This window comes from Oricola sp. (assembly GCF_965230365.1).
Taxonomy (GTDB): domain Bacteria; phylum Pseudomonadota; class Alphaproteobacteria; order Rhizobiales; family Rhizobiaceae; genus Oricola.
Map to the genome: position 1 here is coordinate 3,953,751 of NZ_OZ246003.1, position 23,148 is coordinate 3,976,898.

The window sequence follows — 23,148 nt, forward strand, 5'->3', positions numbered from 1 at the left end:
AAACTCCCCAGCGCTTTGTCGTCACACACACCTGCCGCCATCTACTTCCAGTGCAACGCCGGTGATGAAGGCCGCTTCGTCGGAGGCCAGCCACAGCGCCGCATTGGCGATGTCGAGCGGCGTGGAGAAGCGGCCAAGCGGGATCACCGACTTGAACTTCTCGCGGATCTCCGGCGTGTCCTCGCCCATGAAGCGGGCCAGCATGCCGGTTTCGCCGGCCACGGGGCACAGCGCGTTGACGCGAATGTTCTTGGGCGCCAGTTCGACGGCCATCGACTTGGTGGCGGTCACCGCCCATCCCTTCGACGCGTTGTACCACGTCAGCCCCGGCCTCGGCCTGAGCGCCGCCGTGGAGGCAGTGGTGATGATCGAGCCGCCGCCGCGTTCTTCCATCAGCGGCACGACAGCCAGCGTGGCGTGGTAGATCGCCTTCACATTGACGGCGAAGACGAGATCGAAGGTTTCCTCGTCGACCTCCAGCAGGTCGCCGTTCTTATGCGTGTAACCGGCATTGTTGACCATGATGTCGATGCCGCCGAAACGCTCAACTGCAGTGCCAATCATGCTTTCGATATCGTCGCGCCGGGTGACGTCCGCGGCGACGGGCAGCGCGCTGTCGCCGATCGATGCCGCGATTTCCTCGGCGCCGAGACCGTTCAGGTCGGCGACGACCACATTGGCGCCTTCCTCGGCAAACCGTCTGGCCATGCCGGCGCCAAAACCCGATGCCGCCCCGGTGATCACCGCCGTCTTGCCGTCCAGTCGTCCCATGCCAATCCCTTTGTCCCGTCTGTTTTTCATTGTCCTTGCCGCCGGCAGAAGTGCCGTCAGCCGTGATTGAACACCGTCGTCTTGGCAGCCGACATGTCGATCAGCGCCTCGAAACCCTTCTCGCGGCCGTGGCCGGATTTCCCGAAACCGCCGAATGGCAATTCGATGCCGCCCCCCGCCCCATAGGCGTTGACATAGACCTGGCCGGCTCGAATGCGCTTGGCGACACGATGCTGCCGCCCTCCGTCGCTGGTCCACACGCCGGCAACCAGCCCGTATTCGGTCCCGTTGGCAAGCGTCACCGCCTCGTCTTCGCCGTCAAAGGCAAACGCCGCCAGCACCGGACCGAACACTTCCTCACGGGCGAGCTTGCTTTGTGGATCGACGTCGCCGAACAGCACCGGCGCCTGGTAGCAGCCGCCTTCAGGCGCATCGGCGGCGACGCTGCCGCGGGCAAGAACCGTGGCGCCTGCCGCTTCGGCTTCGGCGACAAAGCCGGCAACGCGATCCGCCTGCAGCCGGTTGATCAATGGTCCTAGATCGCCGTCGCGGTAATGGGGCTGGGCGACGAGTGCGGCGAACCGCTTGGCAAGTTCAGCGGTGAACGCGCCATAGACCGGGCGCTCGATCAGCACGCGGCTGCCCGCCGAGCAGGTCTGGCCGCCATTCTGGATGATCGCGTTGACGACCACCGGCAGTGCGGCTTCCAGATCGGCATCGGCAAACACGATCTGTGGCGACTTGCCGCCAAGCTCCATCGTCACGCCGCGATTGTTGATGGCCGCGGCCTGCTGAATGGCGGTTCCGGTCGCCGTCGATCCGGTGAAGGTGACGTAGTCAACGCCGGGATGGGCCGACAGCGGTGCTCCGGCCTCGGTGCCGTAGCCCGTGACCACATTGAAAACGCCGGGCGGACAACCGGCTTCCAGTGCCAGTTCGGCGATGCGCACGGTGGTCAAGGACGCATCCTCGGCGGGCTTGACCACCAGCGTATTACCCATCGCCAGCGCCGCACCGGCGACACGCGCCAGGATCTGCAACGGGTAGTTCCACGGGATGATGCCGGCGACGACACCATGCGGTTCGCGCGTGGTGAAGGCGAGGTAGCCGTCGAGAAACGGGATCTGGCTGCCATGCACCTTGTCGGCGGCGCCGCCGTAGTACTCATAGTAGCGGCAGGCGGCGGTGACATCGGCGACGCCTTGGCGCGCCGGCTTGCCGGTATCGCGCGATTCCAGCGCGGCGAGTTCGTCACGGTTGGCGTCGACCAGTTCGCCAAGACGCGTCAGGATGCGACCCCGTTCGGTTGCCGTCATCCGGCTCCAAGGCCCGTCCTCGAAGGCTCGACGTGCGGACGCGACGGCCGCATCGACATCCGGCGCGGCGCTGCGCGCGATCGACGCGAAGACCGCGCCGTCCGACGGGCAGACAACATCGATCCGCTCGCCGCCGGCGCTGTCGACAGGCTCGCCGCCGATCAGGTTCGACGCCTGTGTCCCCTCGCCGGCGCTCATCAGCCGTTCATTGTCCTTGGTGTCCAGCATTGCTTCGCGCCATCCCGTCCGAGTTCCGTCAGGCGGCATCTATCGCATGCGGAGAAATGCGAAGGCAACGCTCAACCTGACGCCCCGGCTGTGGGCGCTCGGCGAGCCGGTGGAACATGTCAGGATGATGAAATTTCTCGGTTACATCAGAAAAACCGGGATCGGCTCTGGTCTTTTTAAATCGATTAGACTATGGCTCTGGACAGCTCCCAACGATGTCGGGCCCCTCCATGAGCGCTCAGATCATTCCCGTCGATCCCTTCGACTATATCGTTTTCGGTGCGACCGGCGATCTCGCCGAGCGCAAGCTGCTTCCGGCACTGTATCATCGCCAGATCGATGGCCAGATCCCGGACAACGCCCAGATTATCGGCGCATCCCGTGCCGAGATGAGCGACGATGCCTATCGCGCGTTTGCGCACAAGGCGTTGCAGCAATTCATCAAGGAACCGCTCGACGATGGCGAAGTCGCGCGTTTCCTGTCGAAAATCCGCTACATCCCTGTCGATGCGATGTCGGAGCGTGGCTGGGAGGACCTGAAGTCCGCCCTTGACGGCGATCCGCGCAAGCTGCGCGCCTATTATCTCGCTGTCGGCCCGTCGCTGTTCGGCGAGATCGCCTCGCGTTTGCGCGGCTACGGGCTGATCACGCCGCAAACCCGGATCGTCGTCGAAAAACCGATCGGGCGCGACCTGCAGTCGGCGCAGGCGCTCAACGACATGCTCGGCGAGGTATTCTCCGAAAACCAGACCTTCCGCATCGACCACTATCTCGGCAAGGAAACGGTCCAGAACCTGATGGCGCTCAGGTTCGCCAACACGCTCTACGAGCCGCTGTGGAACAGCGCCCATATCGACCATATCCAGATCACGGTCGCCGAGTCGGTCGGTCTGGAAGGCCGGGCCGGCTACTACGACAAGGCCGGTGCGCTGCGCGACATGGTGCAGAACCATCTGCTGCAGCTGCTGTGCCTTGTGGCGATGGAGCCGCCCTCCTCGATGGATGCCGACGCGGTGCGCGACGAGAAGCTGAAAGTGCTGCGTTCGCTGGAGCCGATTGACGAGAGCTGCTGCGAGAAGCAGACGGTGCGCGGCCAATATGCGCCCGGCGCGGCCGATGGCGGCCCGGTCACCGGCTATCTGGAAGAGCTTGAGGATCCAGACAGCAAGACGGAGACCTTCGTCGCGCTGAAAGCCGAGATTGCCAATTGGCGCTGGGCCGGCGTGCCGTTCTACCTGCGCACCGGCAAGCGGCTCGCCAAGCGGGTGTCGGAGATCGTCGTCGCCTTCAAGCCGGTGCCGCATTCGATTTTCGGAAGTGCCGCCGGCCGGCTGGTCGCCAACAAGCTGGTGATGCGGCTGCAGCCCGACGAGGGCGTCAAGCAGTGGATCATGATCAAGGATCCCGGGCCCGGCGGCATGCGGCTCCGGCACGTGCCGCTCGACATGAGTTTCGCCGACGCATTCGCGGCGCGCAATCCGGACGCCTATGAGCGCCTCATCCTCGATGTGATCCGTGGCAACCAGACACTGTTCATGCGCCGCGACGAGGTGGAAGCGGCCTGGAAATGGGTCGATCCGATCCTCAAGGCCTGGGAGGCGACCGACCAGCCTGTGCAGCAATACACCGCCGGCACCTGGGGGCCGTCGGCCTCGATCGCGCTGATCGAGCGCGACGGACGCACTTGGCATGAAAGCTGATTCCGGCATGAAAGCTGATGCCGGCATGATCAGGCGGCACGACTATCCGGACCGCGACGCGTTGGCGGTGGCGCTGGCCGCCGGTCTCGCCGCGACGCTGGCCGGCGCGATTGCCGAACGCGGCGAGGCTTCGCTTGCCGTTTCCGGCGGCTCGACGCCGAAAAAACTGTTCGATGTTCTGTCGCAGACGGACATCGCGTGGGACCGGGTGACCGTGATCCTCGTCGACGAGCGCATCGTTGAAGCCGGCGACGCGCGCGCCAACCAGCGGCTGGTGCGCGAAAGACTTTTGCTGAACCACGCTTCCAGGGCGCATTTCGTGCCGTTCGAGACCGCGCTGCCCACGCCGGCGGAAAACGCAGCCCGCAGTGCCGAACTGTTTGCCGGCGTGCCGTGGCCGCTCGATGCGGCGATCCTCGGCATGGGCGCCGACGGGCACACCGCGTCGTTCTTTCCCGGCGGCGACAGGCTTGCCGAGGCGGTCGACCCGGCCGGCACCGCCCGGGTGGTGACGATGCAGGCCGAAGGCGCCGGCGAGCCCCGCCTGACGCTCACCTTGCCGCCGCTCATGCAAGCCCGCTTCCTGGCGCTCCATATCGAGGGCGAGGAGAAGCGCCGGGTCTTCGACGACGCGCTTGCCGGCGACGACACGCAGGCCATGCCGGTGCGCGCGGTGCTCGCGCAGGACGCGCAGCCGGTACATGTCTTCTGGGCGCCCTGAAGAGCGCCCGCGGCCAGACACAGACGCAGATACATTCACGGAGCCGGACCGATGACCGCCTACGACGTTCGCCAATCCATCGCCGATGTGACCGCCCGCATCGCCGAGCGTTCCAAGCCGACCCGCGAGCCCTATCTCGACCGGCTGAAGGCGCGCGCCGAAAAGGGCCCGGTGCGCACGAAACTCTCCTGCGGCAACCTTGCGCACGGCTTCGCCGCCTGCGGCCCGTCCGACAAGTCGGCGCTGAAGGGCGACGTCGTGCCCAATCTGGGCATCGTCACCGCCTATAACGACATGCTGTCGGCGCACCAGCCCTACGAGACCTTCCCCGCACTCATCAAGCAGGCGGCGCGCGAGGCCGGCGGCGTGGCGCAGGTCGCCGGTGGCGTGCCGGCGATGTGCGACGGCGTCACCCAGGGCCAGGACGGCATGGAACTGTCGCTGTTTTCGCGCGACGTGATCGCCATGGCCGCCGGCGTCGGCCTGTCGCACGACATGTTCGACGCCGCCGTCTATCTCGGCGTCTGCGACAAGATCGTGCCGGGGCTGGTCATCGCCGCGCTGACCTTCGGCCATCTGCCGGCGGTGTTCGTGCCGGCCGGACCGATGACCAGCGGCCTGCCCAATGACGAGAAGGCGCGGGTGCGCCAGCTCTACGCCGAGGGCAAGGTCGGCCGCGAGGAACTGCTGGAGGCCGAAAGCGCCTCCTATCACGGGCCGGGCACCTGCACCTTCTACGGCACCGCCAACTCCAACCAGATGCTGATGGAGATCATGGGCTTCCACCTGCCCGGCTCGTCCTTCGTCAATCCGAACACGCCGCTGCGCGACGCGCTGACGCGCGAGGCCGCCAAGCGGGCGCTGGCGATCACCGCGCTCGGCAACGAATTCACCCCGGCGGGCGAGATGATCGACGAGCGCTCGGTGGTCAACGGCGTCATCGGCCTGCATGCGACCGGCGGCTCGACCAACCACACGATCCACCTGATCGCCATGGCGGCGGCGGCCGGCATCAGCCTCACCTGGCAGGACATCTCCGACCTGTCGGACGCCACGCCGCTTCTGGCGCGCGTCTATCCGAACGGGCTGGCCGACGTGAACCATTTCGACGCGGCGGGCGGCATGGGCTTCCTGATCCGCGAACTTGCCGGCGATGGCCTGCTGCACCGCGACGTGCGCACCGTCTTCGGCCAGGGGCTGGAGCCCTACATGGTCGAGGCCGGCCTCGACGGCGACAGCATCGTGCGCAATCCGGCACCCGAAAAGAGCGGCGACGACAAGGTTCTGGCGCCCGCCAGCGCACCGTTCAAGGCCAATGGCGGGCTGAAGATGCTGACCGGCAATCTCGGCAAGGCGGTCATCAAGGTGTCGGCGGTCAAGCCGGAGTGCCATGTCGTCGAAGCACCGGCGGTGATCTTCCACAGCCAGGGCGCATTGCAGGAGGCGTTCCGCAAGGGCGAACTGGAAAAGGACTTCGTCGCCGTCATCCGCTTCCAGGGGCCGAAGGCCAACGGCATGCCGGAACTGCACAAGCTCACACCCTGCCTCGGTGTGCTGCAGGATCGCGGCTACAAGGTCGCGCTGGTTACCGACGGGCGCATGTCGGGTGCGTCCGGCAAGGTGCCGGCGGCAATCCACGTCACGCCGGAGGCCGTCGAGGGCGGCGCGATCGCGCAAGTGCGCGACGGCGACTTGCTGCGCGTCGACGCGGTCGAAGGCACGCTCGAAGTGCTGGTTCGGGCCGAAGAGTTTGCGGCGCGCGAGGCGGCAACCGCCGATCTTTCCGGCAACGCGCATGGCGCGGGCCGCGAATTGTTCGAGGTGTTCCGCCGGGTCGCAGGCCACGCGGACGCCGGCGCCAGCGTGTTTGCGTGAGGGCTATTCCCCGCGCGACAATTTCCTGACGATCGCCCGGCGTTCGATCCGGAAGCCGAGCTTTTCGTAGAGGCGGATCGCCACTGCGTTGGACGAATAGGCGTGCAGGAACGGCGTTTCGCCTTCGCGCGCGATGCGGGTGGCGACGATCCGCGACAGCAGGCCGGCGTGACCCTGACCCTGAAAGTCGGGATGGGTGCAGACGCCGCTGACCTCCCGGTAACCGTCAAGATGCAACCGTTCACCCGCCATCGCGGCGAGCCGCCCGTCGATGCGAATGCCGATGAAGCGGCCCATGCGGTGGGTGTTGATGGCAAAGGGTCCCGGCGACGTCAGGGTTGCCAGCGCCAGCATCTCCTCGGCGTCGGCCGCGCCAAGCGGGATGATCCGGTCATCCGGTTCCGCGACTGCGGGATCGGCGGCGAGCATCTGCACGATCTCGGCCTCGCCTTCCAGCGTCAAGCCGGGCGGCACGGGGGCGCCGCCGCTTTCGGCGGTGATAACATGGCCGCCTTTGGGCACCAGCGCAGCGAGTGCAGCAAGGCTTTCCGCGCTACCGTCGCGCGCCACCGCGAAGGGCGATACGTCGGCCGGATAGCGCAGCGCGTCCTGGCCGCCAGAGGCGAAATGCGCCTGTCGGCTTGTCAGCGCGGCCCAGATCGGCCGGTCGAGAACATGATCAGCCATCGTCATTCTCCCTGTCCCGGATTTCGGCCGCCCGGCGATCCAGCGGCAGGCGGTCGAGTTCGTCCTCGATCCGGTCGAGCTGGTCGAGGATCGAGCCTTGCATCGACGTGCACAATTCGCGCACGGCGGCCTCGATATGCGGCCACAATTCGCGGCGCGTCGCAGCGAGGATTTCCGCGCCCTTCTCGGTTGCCGCGACCGGCTTGCGGCGGCGGTCGCCCGCATCGGGCACCGCTTCGACAAGACCCGCGGCCTCGAGCTGGCGGATGCTGCGGGTGACGCCCGGCTGCGAAACGCCGAGAGCGGCGGCCAGTTCGCCGATGGTCAGCGGGCCGTCCTGATCGAGCGTCAGAAGCAACGGCCAGACCCCCTTCGGCAGGTCGATGCCGGCCTGCTGCAGAAAGCGGGCTGTCTCCGCCTGAAGGCGCTCGCCGACGCGTTTCAGCCGGCTGCCGAACGGCAGGTAACCCATCTCCCGGGTGAAATCCCTGACCATGGCCTGCACTCCATTCATAACTCGTTATATAACCTGTTATGCTTCTTTGCGACTGTCAAGCCGTTGCGGCAACCCCGGCCGCGAAATTGTCTCGATGTCATTTTTCGGCGCGACGGGGCGGGATGTCGGCGACAGAATGTTGCCCTTGCAAAGGAGACCGCCGTCATGGCCGCCCTCGACCTGTTTGCCGCCTATCTCGCCTTCTGCGCGATCATGGCCGGCTCGCCCGGCCCCAACAACATGATGATGCTGACCTCGGGCGTTCGTGTCGGCACGCGGCGCTCGCTGCCGCTCGCCTTCGGCGTGGCCTGCGGCATGGCGATCCTGTTGACCGCCGTCGGCCTCGGTCTCGGCGCCATGTTCCAGATCGTCCCTGCCCTCAAGCTGGTGATGCGGGCCTTGAGCGCAGCGTTCCTCATCTGGCTGGCATGGAAGATCGCCACCGCCGGCCCGCTGCGTCCGCCGGAAGACGGTGCGCCGATCCTCGGCTTTCGAACCGGCCTCCTGTTCCAGTGGATCAATCCGAAATCATGGGCGGTGACCACCAGCGCGGTCGCGACCTACCTGCCGGAGGGCGGCGGGCTGCCATTTGTTGTCGCCGGCGCGGCGATCCTCGGCACCGTGGCGTTGTGCACCACGACGATCTGGATCATCTTCGGGGGATATCTCAGCCGTTTCCTGCACGACCCGCGCCGCGCCACGATCTTCAACATCGCGATGGCGGTCCTGCTGCTGGCCTCGACCCTGCCGATCCTGTTCGGCCAGATCAGCTTGTAGACAACGCGTTGACGTGTTGGATGAAGTTTCCGGCGCGAAAAGTGTTTCGCATATATTATCAAATGGTTAATCGCGGTTGCGTGAGCAAACTGTCAACCGCTCCGGGGTGCCTCGCCTCATCCATCGCATGAACTATGGATCCGATGGATGGCGGCACTGGGTGATCGCGGTGAAGCCTGGCGTCCGGCAAGCCAAATACGAAACAGGGAAAAAATTAATCCACCGCTTCCAAACCTCCCCTATCATCGCCGGTGCCTTCTTTTGGAAGCCGGGTCTAGAACCGACCACCCGGAAGAGGGACGGTGCCTGCTGGGGTGAGGAGTGCTCGCCCGCAGGTCGGTCCATCGGCAACGATTTGCCGATTGGAACGACGAACGCCCGAAGGTGAAGCACGTCCCGCGCAAGCGAGTGAAACGATCCAGTGGAACGTTTCGAGTGCTAAACGCGAAGGGCCTGCGGCGGTGTCAGGTCACTCACCTGGGTGATGAACCCCCACGGCAGGGCGGCATGAAGCGGCGCGCGCAGTCTTGTTTTCCCGGACTTTCGTTCCGGGCCGCCGACCGAAGCTGCAAGAACACCGAGCGGGCGGTCCGAGGATCGCTATACCTTTTAGACGTTGCGATGCTTCGACCGCCCGTCTTCCAGTTCTTTGACAACGCTGGTTCCGAGAATGGGGCGCGGCGGCGGTGAAGTGCGCCTTGATGCCGGGCGCGATATAGGCGGTTGGTTCTTCTCCCCGCCGGGGATGAACAGCCGGTCCGCGTCAGCGAATTCATCGTGCCGGTGGCACGATGGAAGGCCAGCGAACGCCGGGACGCTACAAGGCAGCGGGGACCTGGCTGGCTAGTGCCGAGCGAAGCGAGGCGTTGAGGGGGCCTTCCACGCCCCCCCTCTGGCCTTTTTCCCCGCAAGGGTGGAGATGAAGCCTCAATAACTCGAACGCCGCTCGTCGCTCGGCGCGCGGCCGAATTGCAGCCGGTAGCTCTGGGCGAAATAGCTGTGCGAGGTGAAGCCCGTCGACAGCGCCACTTCGAGGATCGGAATGTTGGTCTGGCGCAAGAGTTGGCGCGCCCGCTCCAGCCTGAGCGACATGTAGTAGCGCCCCGGCGTTGAACTGAGATGGCGCAGGAACAGCCGCTCGACCTGGCGCACCGACAGCGCCACGGAACCTGCGAGTTCGCCGGCGGTCAGCGGGTGCTCCAGGTTTTCTGCCATCAGTTCGGTGACGCGGCGCAGTTTCTCCGACTTGCCGGTCAGGTCCGGCTCCTGGCCGATCCGCTGCCGGTCCTGCTGGCTGCGGATGCGCTCGTGCTGAAACTGGTTGGCGACCTTGTTGGCAAGATCGGAGCCGAAGTCGGACCGCACCATTTCCAGCATCAGGTCGACCGAGGTGGTGCCGCCGGCCGACGTGTAGCGCTTGCGATCGATCTCGTAGACGTTGCCGGTGCATTCGATATGCGGGAACTGCTCGCGGAACGCGGCGCGGTTTTCCCAATGGATGGTGCAGCGGTGGCCTTCCAACTGGCCGGCTTCGGCCAGCGTGTGGCTGCCGAGCGTGATACCGCCAAGCGCGATGCCGCGGCGGCCGAGCGTCCGAAGCGTGGAGATGACTTTCGCCTTGCCGGCGAACTCGGTGGTCATGCCCGCGACAACGAAAACCACGTCGCTCGGCGGCATGGTTTGCACGCTCGAGGCGGCCTTGATGGTCAGCTCGTTGGAAGCGGCGACCGGCTCGCCGTCATGCGAAACCGTACCCCAGCTGTAATAGGCGGTGTCGCTCAGCCGGTTGGTCGTACGCAGCACGTCAATGGCCGCCGCCAGGCAGAACATCGGAAACTTGTCCGCCAGGATGAAGGAGAAATGGCGTGATGGCGCAGCGTCGAAATCCATGAACCCGAGCCTTATCCCAATCGAATTGGCGCGGGAAGTGGAATCAGAAGGCAGGCGGCTCCAGCCCGTTGACGCGGTAGGCCGAGGTGACCGCATTCGCCATCAACATGGCGATGGTCATCGGGCCGACGCCGCCGGGGACCGGTGTGATCGCGCCGGCCGCTGCCTCCGCTTCGTCGTAATCGACATCGCCGACCAGCCGCGTCTTGCCCTCGCCTCGTTCGGGTGCGGGAATGCGGTTGATGCCGACATCGATCACGACCGCGCCCGGCTTGACCCAGTCGCCCTTGATCATCTGCGGGCGACCGACGGCGGCAACCAGGATATCGGCGGTACGGCACAGCGCCGGCAGATCGGCGGTTCTCGAATGGGCCACGGTGACGGTCGCGTTGGCGGCGAGCAGCAGGTTGAACATCGGCTTGCCGACGATGTTCGAACGGCCGACGACGACCGCCGTCTTGCCCGACAGGTCGCGGCCAAGCGCGCGCTCGATCAGCAGCATCGAACCCGCCGGCGTACACGGCACAAAGGCGGTGCCGGTTTCGCCGGTGCCGAGCTTGCCGACATTGATGAAATGGAAACCGTCGACATCCTTGTCGGCGGCGATCGTCTGGATGATCCGCCCCTCGTCGATATGGCCGGGCAGCGGAAGCTGCACGAGGATGCCGTGAATGGCCGGATCGGCGTTCAGCTTTTCGACGAGCGCGACCAGATCGTCCTCGCTCGTATCCTCGGGCAGTTTGTGTTCCTCGGAATGGAAGCCGCACTGCTTGGCCATTCGGCCCTTGGACGCGACGTAGACCTGGCTCGCCGGGTCTTCGCCGACAATCACCACGGCAAGGCCCGTTTGGGTGCCGGTCTTGTCGCGCAGCGCGTCCGCCGCGACCTTGACCTTCTCGACCACATCTGCGGCAACCGCCTTGCCGTCAATCCGTTCCGCCATCGAACAATCTCCACTCCGAGCAGCCGCGCGGACATTTGCACGGCACGGTTCGCAATGGAAACGTCGATGCGTCTTTTCGTGACGGATTCAGTGCATTCAACGCATGCGATCAGGCAACGCGGCGGCCGCGTTCGGCGCGGCGGTGCATCAGCGCTTCGACTGTCTCGCGAATCTCGCGGACAGACTGCCGCAGGTCTTGCAGTTCTTCCTGATCGGCAGGGGAAGCGACGGGGAATGGCGCAGCCGGGGCCGGTTGCTGGGACGCCGCCTGGGGATGGGGTTGTACGGGCGGCGCGGGATAGACGGGCGCAGTCGCATATTGCGGCTGCGCGGCTGGCCAGGGTTGCACATAAGCCGGCTGCAGAGGCTGGGGATAGGCTGTGGGCGCATGCACCGGCATCGACGGCTGAACAACCGGATGGGCGGCAACGGGGACCGGTCCGTAAGTCCATCCGACCGGCTGCGCTTGCGGTTGGGGCTGCGGCGCGGTCGGCGCGGTCGGTGCGAAATACGGGTAATGCGGCGGATAGGAGTGCATGTCGTGCTCGCTGGTTCGGGTTTCGTCGGGATCGGTCGGTTCGGCGGCTTCGGCAAACCCGGTCACGCCGTCGTTCTCATGCTCCGCCCGCGCAGCACCGTGTGGCGGCGCGGATCCGGCTTTGCTGTCAGGGAACCCCTCTTCGACCGGATGCTCATCCTGGCGGCGGTTCGATCCGCCAGCGGGTCCGGCCGAAAAGGAGTCGCGCAGCGCTGCGAAGAACGCCAGTCCGAGACCCAGCGCGAAACCGCCAAATGCGAAGCCGGCGGCAATCACTCTGCGCGACATCGAGGACGGCGACTCCGGCGACTCGGCTGGCGAGATCACCTTTATGTTGGTCCTGTCGATGGCCTCCAGTTCGCCGGTCTCGCGGGCGCGCAGCAGGAACGCTTCGTAGATCTCGCGTGCCGCGCCAAGCCGCCGCTCCAGTTCGCGCAGGCGGATCTGGGCGTCGTTGTTGCCAACCGACTCCGCCTTGAGTTGCGCCAGCGACGCGGCCAGCGCCTGCTCGCTTTCCACGGCGCGCCGCAGGTCGGCCTGGGTTCCGGCGATGATCCGCCGCACCTCGGCGGTGATATCGGCTTCCACCGCCTGCAACGACGCCTTGGCGTCCGACAGTTTCGGATGGCGGCTGCCGAGGGCGTTTTCGAGCGCGGCGACCTGCTGGCGCTGCGTGGCGTGCTGCGCCCTGAGCGCGCTCAGCGTCGCGGTGGTCAGGTCCTGCGAGAGCCCGCCCGCGATCACCGACGTGACGTTGGCGGACCGCGCGGCCTCGGCGCGCGACTTCGAGGTGATCGTATCCGCCCTCGCCTGTGCCAATTGCGCGGTAACGGCGGCCAGTTGATCGTCGGTCACGAGTCGCCCGCCCGGTCCGATCAACCCGCTGCTCGCCTTGTAGGCTTCCAGCGCGCTTTCGGCCTGCTCCACGTCGTTCTGCAGTGCTTCCAGCCGGGCACCGAGCGCCGAGGACGCGGCGCGCGCGGAATCGGCCTGCAACTCCTGCTGCTCGCCGATGAAGGCCCGCGAAACCTCATTGGCGATCAAGGCCGACTTGTCCGGATCCTTGGTCGTGGCGCTGACATAGATGACAAAGGTGCGCGCCCTGCGGTTCGCATCCGTCTTGTCGCGCAATTCCTGGAAGGTGGTGCGGCGGCGGTCCTCAACACCGTCATCGCCCGAGAAGATCGACAGGAAACCCTGGATCGACGCGATGACGCCGCCCATTGCGCCGTCGGAGCCGTTGAATTCCGGATCCTGTTCGAGCCTGAGCTTGTCGACGACGCGGCCAAGAACCGCTGTCGACGAAACCAGTTCGAGCTGGCTGTCGATGATCGCCAGCGCGGCTTCGCTGGGCAGGAAGTCGGGCGCGATGTCGCGGCCGACCAGTTTGATCTCGCGCGGGTCGACCAGCAGCTGCGCGTAGGCGGTGTAGCGATGCGGGGTGGTCAGGGCGATCGCGCAACCGACAATGAAGCCGGCGACCGTCAGTCCGGCGATCGAATAGCGCCAGCTCCAAACCTTGGATACCAGCAGCGCCGGATCGATGAGAGGCCGGAATTGCGATGCATCTCCGCCGTGCTGACCGGTGTCGACATGCGTTGCCGACGGCGGCGCGACGGCGGTTTGCGGCTCGTCGTCAACTGGGGACGTTGCTGGATCGCGTGGCGGCGAAGCGTCGGCAAGTTCGGCGAGAAGCGGATTCGGCTTTCTGGTCTCGCGTGCCAGCCGGGCGCTCTGGTGGCGGCTGACGGCATCGCGGTCGCGCGCCTCGAGGCGGTCGGCGATCGAAAGCAGGGCCGCGTTCACGCGTGCATTGTCGCGGTCATCTGTTCGCTTGGACATTGGCCACCGAAAACCGGGTTGGATACGCTCAGGCGACGCGCCATTACGTAAACACAAGTTAAAATTTCACGGGTAACAAAAGGTTAATACCAGCGGCGACCGCGATGTACTGTCCGTGCCGGAGAATGCGGAACCCGTCCTTAAACCTTTCGTGCTAGGCCGCAACGCATGAACAGCGATGCCGACAAGGCGCAAACGCGGGGTCTCGCAAAGGCAACCGGAGAGAGCCCCGGCGAACTCGTGCGCAAATATTTCGCCGCCTTCAGCGGCGATGGCGCGCGGGTCTTCATCCAGCTCGCCTATTTCTATCTGGTCGCCAACACGCTTTCGCTGGCCGAATTCGGCCTGTTCGCAACGGCCTCGTCGACCGGCATCGTGCTGTCGCGCATCGCGGCATTCGGCTTCATCTCGCCGCTCTACCGGATCGCCACCGTCAAGCCGCAGCTGATCGGCGTCTACTCGGCCGGATACGCCGCGGCGCTGGCGGCGTCCTTGCCGATCATCGCTCTGATCGGCGCGGCGGTCTACATGATGCTGTTCGCCGGCGAGATGTCGATCGGCGCATTCGCGCTGATTGCCACGACCGAGATCCTTTTCTGGCGGTCGTTGGAGGTGGTGATCACCATCAACAAGGGGCTTGAGCGCTTCGGCCGCGCTTCGCTGGTCATCGTATTCGGCTTTTCCATGAAGGCGTTTGCCGCACTGATCCTGGCGGCGGCCTCCGACGGTTCGCTGGACAGCTGGGCGACGATCTACTTCTGGACGCAGGCGATCATGATTGCGATCGCGGCCCTCGTCTTCTATCCGCGCCGCAGGTGGCGGTTCCGGCCGGCGCTCTATCGCCGGCGGATCGGCGACGCGCTGTCGGTCAGCGGCGCGGATGTCCTGTTCTACGCACAGTCGGAACTGGACAAGCTCGTGGTGCTCGCCGCCGGCGGCCCCACCGCCGCCGGGGTCTATGCGATCATCATGCGGCTGGTCGATCTGACCGCCATGCCGGTGCGCACCTTCTCGACGCTGCTGACGCAACGCCTCATGCGCCGGCCCGATCTCCTTGGGTCCTTTGCTACCAGGGCGGTGATGGAGATCGGCGTGATCGCAGTTTCGACGGCGGCGATCGGCGCGATGGTGGTGGTGTTCTGGATCAAGCCGGACATCCTGGGCGAAAACGTCGAGGAAGCGGCGGTTCTGCTCTGGCTGGTTTTGCTGGTACCGGCGTTCCGCAACCTGATCGAATACCAGTCGGAACTGCTCTATGGCCGCGGCCAGACCTTTGTCCGGATGGTCAACTACGCCATTCTCGGTGTCTTGAAGGCGACGCTGCTTTTTGCGATCCTGAGCGGCTCTACGGACCCGCGGGACTGGCTGATCCTGGCAAATCCGGTGTTCGGCGCGCTTTACGCCGTCAGTTTCTTGCTCACTTACCGGGCCATGCGCAGACCGCCCATTCGCGTCTGACGCCGGTTGTCACGCCGCGCGCGGCAACTGCGTCACGACCTCGCGAAAATCGTCGACCGGAACCGGCAGGAACGACTGCACGCCAATGGCGACCTGACCGTCCTCCAGATTGTCGACCATCTCCGTCAACTCGGCACGGCCCGGCGCCGGCTTGAACCATTTCATCGGGCAGTAGGTCTTCGGATCGTGCACGTGGCCGGCGCCGCCGAGCACGCTGTCGACATAGGCGCCGTAAAGCATGCACTCGGAAAACCTGCGGCTCGATCCAATGACCGAAGCCCAAGGCCGCCGGCGTACCCGCTCTATGTGGGTACACATGTCGACAACCGTCTGGCGCCGCCAGGAGACGAAGGAGCAGACATAGTCGTTTGGATTGGCCGCACCGCCTGGCAGTCGAAGCGCGCGGGCGGCATGGTCTGCCCAGACAAGATGTTCGGCCTGCGCGGTGCGCGCGCCATCGAGTTCACCATAAAGCCGCATCGCGCCGTCTCGCCAGATGTCGTTGACGTCGAACGGCTTCACGAGGGCGGTGTCGGAATCGCAGTACAGGAGCCCGTCGACGTCGAGCCGGTGGGCGACCGCGATCCGCATCAATTGCTGAACGTGCCAACCGCGCAGTGGCACCGTGGCGGGGCTTACCCATAGCCTGCGGCCACGCGGTGACAGCGCGGCGGGCACGCGCCTCAACCACCAGGGCAGCAATTCCGCGTCGGTGATGACCTTTCGTTTCGGACCTTCCAGGCGGGAAAACAGGTCACGGTCCGGTACGTCGACCAGCAGATAGTGGCATTCATAGCCGCTGGCATGACGATCGACCGTTTCGCACAGCACCGCGCAGCGCTCGAAATCCGGCGCATAGCTTGCGGTGACGATAGCGTTGCGCATGCACTGTCCGTTTCTAGCTAAAGTCTCTGGACAGCGACCCTGACCAGGAACAGCGGATTACCCAGAATGTAGCGCCGCCACAGACGACGCGGTTCGCGCCAAAGACGATAGATCCACTCACAGCGCAAGGCCCGCATCCAGCGAGGCGCGCGCGGAACTGTATCAGTAATCATATCAAAGAGCGCGCCGATTCCCATCGCCATCGTGCAATGATCCGCGGTCAGTTTTTCCGAAATCCAGCGTTCCTGGAGCGGCACGCCCAGCGCGACCAGCAGGATATCCGGCCGCCATCTGGCGATGTCATCGAGTGCCCGGTCGACTTCGCCGGCGCCTAGGTAGCCGTGGCCGAAAACCTGGTATTCATGACGCGTCTCGATGGCGCGAAGACGTGCCGCAGCTTTGCCGGCAACGCCCGGGCGGGCTCCGAACAGGCCGATTTTCAACGGTCTGGGCGCGGATCGCAGAACATCGGGAACGAAGTCGGTGCCGTTCAGATTGGCGCGAAACGGCCGGCCATAGAGGATACGCGCCGCAAGGTCGACGCCGATCCCGTCGGAGAACACCGTGAAAGCCTGTAGAGTTTGCCGGAAGCCTGGTTCCTCGACCGCGACATTGGCATTGTGCGCGTTCAGGAATGTGACCGGCGTGAACGTGCCTGCGGCTATGCGGCGGTGAACGAAGTCAAGCGCATCACTACGCGACATGTCGCACACGCCGACGCCCAAAATGTCTCGTGCAGGGCTGCTGCCCGCCGGTGTCGCTGCCTGCGCCATCGGTACCCGTCTGGTCGCTTGGAAAACAGGGATTTCGCCCCTTGATCTTCTGCCCCGAAAACTAGCCGGGGAGCCGTTATCAAGCTGTTAATGAACTGTTTAGGATTTTATCGGTTTCCGGAATCGGCATGCAGTCGGTTCAGGGCTTCGCCAATGACCGCATCCATCGCGGCAATCCGGTCTTCGCGGTATCGCAATCCATCCAGATCGGGCAGTTCGCCTGTGCGTTGGCGGTCGACAAGTGCCTGCAGCGCGCTGGCAAACTCCTCTGCGGTATCGGCTTTGAGCACGTTGTCGGGTATATCGGCAATGCCGCGCAGCGAAGATGCGGTTGCAACGGCCGGCAACCCCATTTCGAAGGTCTCCAGCGATTTGAGCTGGACACCGGTTCCCGAGCGCGATGTCAGCGAAATGACCCGGCACTGGCGCAGAAAGTCCTTGGCATCTTCGACGCGCCCCAGGAACTGGACACGCGGGTCTCGTGCCGGGAAGCCGCGCGGCACCTTCCCCGCAATGCCGACAGTCATCAGCGGCGGCAGCAACGGCACCACCTGCTGCAGGAACCACTCCAGACCGACCCGGTTGGGCGCCCAGGTCCAGGTGCCGATCATGCCGGTATCGAAGGCGGTCACGCGCATGGCCCCGCCACCGGGCGCTTGGGGCGTGACGAGCGGTAGCGCCAGCGACCGACCGGTCACACCCAAAGGCGCGGCGTCCTCGTCAGCGAGGGTCAGCACAAAGCGCGCGTTTTCGCACAAACGGCGCTCCAGCGCTTTCAGCAGCCGTGCCTCGCGATAAAACAGCAGCTTCTCGAAGGGATTCGTCGCCTGCTCGGCGTTCTGGCGCGCCGACAGGTATTCGACATTGTGCGCCACGAACACATAGGGGCGGCCCCGGAACTGCCTCTCGAACGCCCCGGCCAATTGCACGCTGTTCAGCACATATCCGTCGACATCGCCGATGCCCGCGAGCGCTGTTTCGACATCACGCTCGCCGACCATCCGGAGCTTCGCCGAGGAAAACGTGATCCCGCCGCGCATCGTGGCGGCGAGCCAGGCGAACTTCTGCGTCGCCGATGCCGTGTCGTTGCGCACATCGATTTCCCCCAGGCAAACCGTGTTCTGCGGATCGGAAACCGTCCTGCCCGGCATCTTGAAGCCGAGCACGGTTACTCTTGCGCCGGCACGGCACAGTCCGTCGATGATCGCCTGATTGGCGATCTCGTAGCCGCTCTCCGGCGGTCCGGCCGGAACCAGCGATGTGACGAAAACCAGATGCATCCTACCTTCCGCCTGCCCCAGTAATCGACAAAACTGAAGCCGGCCTTAACCGACCCCGGGTGGATTGGTTTACAAGTCGTAAACGTTCCTTAACGACTATCTGTTTGTTTCGTGCGAAACGCCAGCAGGCGAAGGATGCCCCCCGTGAATGAGCGACTGACCGACACGATCTCGCTCGCCGCGCAATCGCCGGCGCTGGACGCGGCGTCGATTGACATCGTCGTCACGGTTCCGACCTTCCGCAGGCCGGAGCACCTGCTCAAGACGCTCGACAGCATTGCCGCGCAGCGCACGACGCGCGGCTTCGCGATCGTGGTCATCGAGAACGATGCCGAGCGGCGGCAGGGTGTCGCGGCTTGCGCGCCCCGCTTCGAGGACGGATCTTATCGCGGTCTGGTGATCGTCGCCCATGAACGCGGCAATTGCCATGCCTACAATGCGGGCTGGTTTGCCGCGCTCGACCGGTTCGGCGGGCTCGCCCACATTGCGGTCATCGACGACGACGAAATCGCCGATCCGGATTGGCTGGAAAACCTCTGCCGCACGTCGGAGCGCTTCGGCAGCGCGCTGGTCGGCGGACCGCAACTTCCGGTGTTCGGCGCGGCAGCCCGGCCGTCCTGGCGCGGACATCCGGTATTCACGCCGCATTACGGCACCACCGGGCCGGTGTCGGTTCTCTACTCGTCAGGCAATCTGCTGGTGCGCCGCGACGTGCTCGACGCCATGCCGAAGCCCTGGCTCGATCTCGTTTTCAATTTCACCGGCGGCGGCGATTCCGACTTCATCCGGCGCAGCCTTGCCTCAGGCTTCAAAGCCGCGTGGTGCAATGAAGCCATCGTTAGGGAAACCGTTCCGGACACGCGGGTCACGCGAAGCTGGATTACGGCGCGCTCGCTGCGCAATGGTGCGTTGAGCGCGGTCATCGAGCACCGGCAAGGCGCCGGCAACCGTGTGGCGGCACTGAAGACCATTGCCAAGAGCCTGGCGCTGCTCGGTGTGTCGCCTATCCGGTTCATCAATCGTCTTGCGCGTTCGCGGTCGCTGCTCGGTGCGCTATATCCCGTGCATGTCGCGTTGGGGCGGCTGATGTCAGAATTCGGCTATGCCAATGAGCAATATCGCAATCCCGACTGAGCAGACGCCGGCCGCGGCGACACGCGAGCGCGTTTTCGCCATGCGGTCGGTGCTGGCGTTCATTGTCCTGGCCGTTGTCTGGATCTCGTTCACACCGTTTGTCGTGGTCACACAGAGGCCGGATGCGGAGGCCGACGGCGGACGGCTCATCAATCAGCTCGGCTATTCCGGCGTCCTGCTGCTGGCGCTACTGGCACTGCTTGTCGCCGTGGACCGGCGGGCATTGCTGCGCTTCTTCAGTTTCGGTTGGGCGCTGATGTATTTGCTGGTCGCGTTATCGCGCTGGCCGCCGCCGACACCGCCAGCGCCCTGCGTTCGGTGATGTTCGCGCTCATCGCAACAACCATGGCGGGCACGATCGTATTGCTGGCGCCAAGTGCCGGAACGCTGGCGCGCATCCTGGCTGGCGGCGCTGTCGCCGTGCTCGGGCTCTCCTATGCAGGTCTGATCCTGCTTCCCGAAGCCGCCATTCACCCGGCGTCCGGTGTCGAGGCGTTCCATGCCGGTCTTTGGCGCGGCATCTACAGTCACAAGAACATGGCTGGTCCGCTGATGGCGTCGCTGGTCTTCGTCGGTATCTACCTGATGCGCCGCGGTCAGCACTGGCTCGGCGCGGGTATTGCCGTGTTGGCACTCATCTTCGTTTGGAACACCGGGTCGAAAACAAGTGCCGCGCTCGCGCCGGCGATCGTGATCATGGTTCTGCTACCGGCAATGACGGGCATGCGGACGCTTGCCGCCATCGCCGTTTTGGCCGCGATCATATCGATCAATGCGCTGACCATCGGCTCTGTTTTCGTGCCGGGGTTCGACGCCATCTTGAGAACATTCAACGAAACGACGACGTTTACCGGCCGAACGGAGATCTGGGAATTCGCCGGCGATTTCGTCCTGCAACGGCCGTGGACCGGTTTCGGGTTCGACAGTTTCTGGGGCACCGGCATAACTGCCGATGCCGAGCAGCCCTTTGATCGTGCCTGGGATCCGCGCGGCATCATTCACGGGCACAATGGCTTTCTCGATATCGCCCTGTTCATGGGCGTACCCGCGATGCTGCTGGCGGTGTGGCTCTTCGTCATCGCGCCCGTCTGGCAATACATCCGCACACCGTCCCTGCTGGAAAACGCTCTGCTGGCAGATCTCTGCCTGATGATCGTTGCCTTTCTGGTCATGAACTCGGCGCTTGAGAGCTACTTCTTCCGCCGCGCCGACCCCGCTTGGCTGACGCTGGTCATCGCCTTGATGGGTTTGCGGCTGTGCGCTCGGCAAAGGATCGTCGATCGTTGAGCAACCTTGCGTGGTGACGCGGCGGGCTTTATCGATGCGCCTCGATTTCAATCGGAGAGGAATTGCGATGGCCAGCCGGAACCGTGTCGTGCTTGCGGGTTGCGGAAACATGGGTTTCGCCATGCTGCAGGGCTGGCTTGCCGCGGGCAGGCTCGAACCGTCGGATGTCGATGTGGTCGAACCGGTCGACGCGCTGCGCGAACGTGCGGCCTCCGCCGGCGTCAACGCGGTCGCGTCGGTGCCGGAACTTGGCGCGGGCGAACCGCCGACCCTGATCATCGTCGCGGTCAAGCCGCAGGTCATCGGCGCCGTGTTGCCGCAGTACAGCCAGTTTGCGCTGGCCGGCAGCACGATCGTCAGCGTTGCTGCCGGTATCGGGACGCAGGCGCTGCAGCGCGGCCTCGGTGGCGAGCATCCGGTGATCCGGGTCATGCCCAACACGCCGGCTGCGGTCGGTGCCGGGATGAACGTGATCTATGCAGGACCTGGCGTGGACGCCGAGGTTGTCGCATTCGCCCGCGATCTGATGGCAGCCAGCGGCCAAGTCGCGGTCATCGAAGATGAAAGCCTGATGGATGCCGTGACCGCGGTTTCCGGCTCCGGACCCGCCTATCTGTTCCATATGATCGAGGCTTTGACCGCTGCGGCGCGCAACGCGGGTCTGCCCGACGACCTTGCCGCAACACTTGCCTCGCAAACGATCTACGGCGCCGCCGTGTACGCCCATAAAAGCGGTGTGGAGCCTGGCACGCTGCGCGAGCAGGTCACCAGCCCGAACGGCACCACCGCGGCCGCTTTGCAGGTCCTTATGGAGAATGACCGGCTGACAAGACTGATGACGGAAGCCGTAGACGCGGCGCGCAAGCGCTCGATCGAACTCGGCGGATAGCGATTGGTCACGATTGCTCGAATTGCCCGAATTCCTCGTAATCCGGGCAAAATTTGACGGAATTGGCCACATGCACACGGCTCAGCATTGCGTTTCTGCTCCCGTCATGCTTGACACCGCAAAAATTTTTAACGTGTTGTCATGATCGAAGTCAGATCCGTGTCCAAGCATTTCGGCGGCGTTCATGCCGTCGAAAACGCATCGCTCACCATTGAAACGGGGTCCATCACCGGACTGATCGGGCCGAATGGTGCCGGCAAGACCACCCTCTTCAACATCATCGCCGGAAACATCAAACCGTCCAGCGGCCAGATCCTGCTCGATGGCGAGGATGTCTCCGGTCTGGAGCCGCATGTCCTGTTCAAGAAGGGACTGCTGCGCACCTTCCAGCTCGCGCATGAATTCTCGACACTGACTGTCCTGGAAAATCTGATGATGGTCCCCGACCGGCAGCTTGGCGAGAACCTGATGAGCGCCTGGTTCGGCTATGGCGAGGTCAAGAAGCAGGAAGCCGAGATCCGCGAACGCGCGATGGATGTCATCAAGTTCCTCAATATGGGCCATGTCGCCCAGGAACTTGCCGGCAATCTGTCGGGCGGACAGAAGAAGCTGATCGAGCTCGGCCGCACGATGATGGTCGACGCCAAGGTCGTGCTGCTCGACGAGGTCGGCGCCGGCGTCAACCGCACGCTGCTCGGAGAGATCGGCGACGCCATTATTCGCCTCAACAAGGAGCGCGGCTACACTTTCTGCATGATCGAACACGACATGGATTTCATCGGCAAACTTTGCGATCCGGTCATCGTCATGGCCGAAGGCGCGGTGCTGGCCGAGGGAACCGCCGAGGAAGTGCGCAACAACGAGGCGGTGATCGAGGCCTATCTCGGTCGCGGCCTGAAGAACAAGACGCCGCGCGAGATGCAGCTGGCGGACGACAATCCGGGGGCGGACGGCTGATGTATCTGGTCGGGGAGAGCATGACCGGCGGCTATGGCGCTGCCGATATCCTGAAGGACTGTACCGTCGGCGTCGAAAAGGGCGAGATTGCCGTTATCGTCGGGCCGAACGGCGCCGGCAAGTCGACCGCGATGAAAGCCATGCTTGGCATGCTGAAGCTGCGCATCGGCCAGGTGAACCTCAACGGCAAGGATATCTCGAAGATGACGCCGCAGGCGCGCGTCGCTGAGGGTATCGCCTTCGTGCCGCAGACCAACAATGTCTTCACCTCGATGACGGTGGAGGAAAACCTGGAAATGGGAGCATATCTGCGCCGCGACGACATTCGCTCCACGATGCACCAAGTCTTCGAGCTGTTTCCGATTCTCAAGGAAAAGCGCCGCCAGGCGGCCGGAGAGTTGTCGGGCGGCCAGCGCCAGCAGGTCGCGGTCGGCCGCGCGCTGATGACCCGCCCGTCGGTGCTGATGCTGGACGAGCCGACCGCCGGCGTGTCGCCAATCGTCATGGACGAACTGTTCGACCGCATTCTGGAAGTGCGCGACACCGGCCTGGCGATCCTGATGGTCGAACAAAACGCCCGCCAGGCGCTGAATATCGCCGACCGCGGCTATGTGCTGGTCGGCGGCGAAAACTGGCGCACGGGGACGGGCCACGAACTGCTCGCCAATCCCGAGGTCCGCAAATCGTTTCTTGGCGGGTAA

The 23,148-nt window shown here is 64.7% G+C and carries 21 protein-coding genes; 11 read left to right on the top strand and 10 right to left on the bottom strand.

Annotated elements, in window-relative coordinates; all coding sequences use genetic code 11:
* Positions 1 to 21: 21 nt before the first annotated feature.
* Positions 22 to 771 carry an SDR family oxidoreductase gene (locus tag ACO06R_RS19165; RefSeq protein WP_421853958.1) on the bottom strand — a complete coding sequence of 250 codons (750 nt, stop codon included), beginning with the start codon at positions 769 to 771 and terminating at the stop codon, positions 22 to 24.
* A gap of 56 nt (positions 772 to 827) precedes the next feature.
* On the bottom strand, positions 828 to 2,285 hold the full coding sequence (locus tag ACO06R_RS19170) for an aldehyde dehydrogenase family protein (protein WP_421859522.1): 1,458 nt from the start codon (positions 2,283 to 2,285) through the stop codon (positions 828 to 830).
* Positions 2,286 to 2,545: 260 nt separating this feature from the next.
* Between ACO06R_RS19170 and zwf the strand changes: the two genes are divergently transcribed.
* Genes zwf through edd form a run of 3 tightly spaced genes read left to right on the top strand, consistent with a single transcriptional unit; the run spans position 2,546 to position 6,611 of the window.
* Positions 2,546 to 4,015, top strand: a complete 1,470-nt coding sequence (gene zwf, locus ACO06R_RS19175; RefSeq protein ID WP_421853961.1) for a glucose-6-phosphate dehydrogenase — start codon at positions 2,546 to 2,548, stop codon at positions 4,013 to 4,015.
* The gene (pgl, locus tag ACO06R_RS19180; RefSeq protein WP_421853964.1) at positions 4,005 to 4,736 is read left to right on the top strand and encodes a 6-phosphogluconolactonase; all 732 of its coding nucleotides are present in this window, start codon (positions 4,005 to 4,007) and stop codon (positions 4,734 to 4,736) included. The genes zwf and pgl overlap by 11 nt, the downstream gene beginning before the upstream one ends.
* Positions 4,737 to 4,787: 51 nt before the next feature.
* Complete coding sequence (gene edd, locus ACO06R_RS19185) at positions 4,788 to 6,611, top strand: phosphogluconate dehydratase (RefSeq protein WP_421853967.1); 1,824 nt, start codon at positions 4,788 to 4,790, stop codon at positions 6,609 to 6,611.
* A gap of 3 nt (positions 6,612 to 6,614) precedes the next feature.
* Here edd and ACO06R_RS19190 read toward each other — a convergent pair whose 3' ends face one another.
* Together ACO06R_RS19190 and ACO06R_RS19195 are read right to left on the bottom strand one after the other, a co-directional pair.
* Positions 6,615 to 7,298, bottom strand: a complete 684-nt coding sequence (locus tag ACO06R_RS19190) for a GNAT family N-acetyltransferase (RefSeq protein ID WP_421853970.1) — start codon at positions 7,296 to 7,298, stop codon at positions 6,615 to 6,617.
* Entirely contained in the window at positions 7,291 to 7,794 is a 504-nt protein-coding gene (locus tag ACO06R_RS19195) for a MarR family winged helix-turn-helix transcriptional regulator (RefSeq protein ID WP_421853973.1), read from the bottom strand. Before ACO06R_RS19195 ends, ACO06R_RS19190 begins: the two co-directional genes overlap by 8 nt.
* 165 nt (positions 7,795 to 7,959) lie before the next feature.
* Here ACO06R_RS19195 and ACO06R_RS19200 point away from each other — a divergent pair, with 165 nt between their 5' ends.
* Positions 7,960 to 8,571, top strand: coding sequence for a LysE family translocator (locus ACO06R_RS19200; RefSeq protein WP_421853976.1), 612 nt, complete (start codon positions 7,960 to 7,962; stop codon positions 8,569 to 8,571).
* Between the two features lie 927 nt (positions 8,572 to 9,498).
* Here the strand turns inward: ACO06R_RS19200 and ACO06R_RS19205 are convergent.
* The 3 genes from ACO06R_RS19205 to ACO06R_RS19215 all read right to left on the bottom strand — a co-directional run bounded on the left by ACO06R_RS19205 (position 9,499) and on the right by ACO06R_RS19215 (position 13,784).
* Entirely contained in the window at positions 9,499 to 10,461 is a 963-nt protein-coding gene (locus ACO06R_RS19205; protein ID WP_421853979.1) for a GlxA family transcriptional regulator, read from the bottom strand.
* A gap of 43 nt (positions 10,462 to 10,504) precedes the next feature.
* On the bottom strand, positions 10,505 to 11,404 hold the full coding sequence (gene folD / locus ACO06R_RS19210; protein WP_421853982.1) for a bifunctional methylenetetrahydrofolate dehydrogenase/methenyltetrahydrofolate cyclohydrolase FolD: 900 nt from the start codon (positions 11,402 to 11,404) through the stop codon (positions 10,505 to 10,507).
* Positions 11,405 to 11,513: 109 nt separating this feature from the next.
* Complete coding sequence (locus ACO06R_RS19215) at positions 11,514 to 13,784, bottom strand: Wzz/FepE/Etk N-terminal domain-containing protein (RefSeq protein ID WP_421853985.1); 2,271 nt, start codon at positions 13,782 to 13,784, stop codon at positions 11,514 to 11,516.
* 168 nt (positions 13,785 to 13,952) lie between these two features.
* Between ACO06R_RS19215 and ACO06R_RS19220 the strand changes: the two genes are divergently transcribed.
* Positions 13,953 to 15,242, top strand: a complete 1,290-nt coding sequence (locus ACO06R_RS19220; RefSeq protein WP_421853988.1) for a lipopolysaccharide biosynthesis protein — start codon at positions 13,953 to 13,955, stop codon at positions 15,240 to 15,242.
* Positions 15,243 to 15,251: 9 nt separating this feature from the next.
* Here ACO06R_RS19220 and ACO06R_RS19225 read toward each other — a convergent pair whose 3' ends face one another.
* The 3 genes from ACO06R_RS19225 to ACO06R_RS19235 all read right to left on the bottom strand — a co-directional run bounded on the left by ACO06R_RS19225 (position 15,252) and on the right by ACO06R_RS19235 (position 18,180).
* Entirely contained in the window at positions 15,252 to 16,127 is an 876-nt protein-coding gene (locus tag ACO06R_RS19225) for a DUF6492 family protein (RefSeq protein ID WP_421853991.1), read from the bottom strand.
* 17 nt (positions 16,128 to 16,144) lie between these two features.
* Complete coding sequence (locus ACO06R_RS19230) at positions 16,145 to 16,831, bottom strand: WecB/TagA/CpsF family glycosyltransferase (protein WP_421853994.1); 687 nt, start codon at positions 16,829 to 16,831, stop codon at positions 16,145 to 16,147.
* 176 nt (positions 16,832 to 17,007) lie between these two features.
* The gene (locus ACO06R_RS19235) at positions 17,008 to 18,180 is read right to left on the bottom strand and encodes a glycosyltransferase (RefSeq protein ID WP_421853997.1); all 1,173 of its coding nucleotides are present in this window, start codon (positions 18,178 to 18,180) and stop codon (positions 17,008 to 17,010) included.
* A 135-nt stretch (positions 18,181 to 18,315) separates the two neighbouring features.
* Here ACO06R_RS19235 and ACO06R_RS19240 point away from each other — a divergent pair, with 135 nt between their 5' ends.
* The 6 genes from ACO06R_RS19240 (at position 18,316) to ACO06R_RS19265 (ending at position 23,148) form a co-directional block, all read left to right on the top strand.
* On the top strand, positions 18,316 to 19,314 hold the full coding sequence (locus tag ACO06R_RS19240) for a glycosyltransferase family 2 protein (protein ID WP_421854000.1): 999 nt from the start codon (positions 18,316 to 18,318) through the stop codon (positions 19,312 to 19,314).
* The gene (locus ACO06R_RS19245) at positions 19,289 to 19,636 is read left to right on the top strand and encodes a hypothetical protein (protein ID WP_421854003.1); all 348 of its coding nucleotides are present in this window, start codon (positions 19,289 to 19,291) and stop codon (positions 19,634 to 19,636) included. The genes ACO06R_RS19240 and ACO06R_RS19245 overlap by 26 nt, the downstream gene beginning before the upstream one ends.
* A 23-nt stretch (positions 19,637 to 19,659) precedes the next feature.
* Complete coding sequence (locus ACO06R_RS19250; RefSeq protein WP_421854006.1) at positions 19,660 to 20,601, top strand: O-antigen ligase family protein; 942 nt, start codon at positions 19,660 to 19,662, stop codon at positions 20,599 to 20,601.
* A gap of 67 nt (positions 20,602 to 20,668) precedes the next feature.
* Positions 20,669 to 21,490 (top strand): pyrroline-5-carboxylate reductase, encoded by an 822-nt coding sequence (proC, locus tag ACO06R_RS19255; RefSeq protein WP_421854009.1) that lies wholly within the window; start codon positions 20,669 to 20,671, stop codon positions 21,488 to 21,490.
* A gap of 141 nt (positions 21,491 to 21,631) precedes the next feature.
* Positions 21,632 to 22,447: an ABC transporter ATP-binding protein gene (locus ACO06R_RS19260; RefSeq protein WP_421854012.1), complete on the top strand. Its 816-nt coding sequence runs from the start codon at positions 21,632 to 21,634 to the stop codon at positions 22,445 to 22,447.
* Positions 22,447 to 23,148: an ABC transporter ATP-binding protein gene (locus ACO06R_RS19265; protein WP_421854016.1), complete on the top strand. Its 702-nt coding sequence runs from the start codon at positions 22,447 to 22,449 to the stop codon at positions 23,146 to 23,148. The genes ACO06R_RS19260 and ACO06R_RS19265 overlap by 1 nt, the downstream gene beginning before the upstream one ends.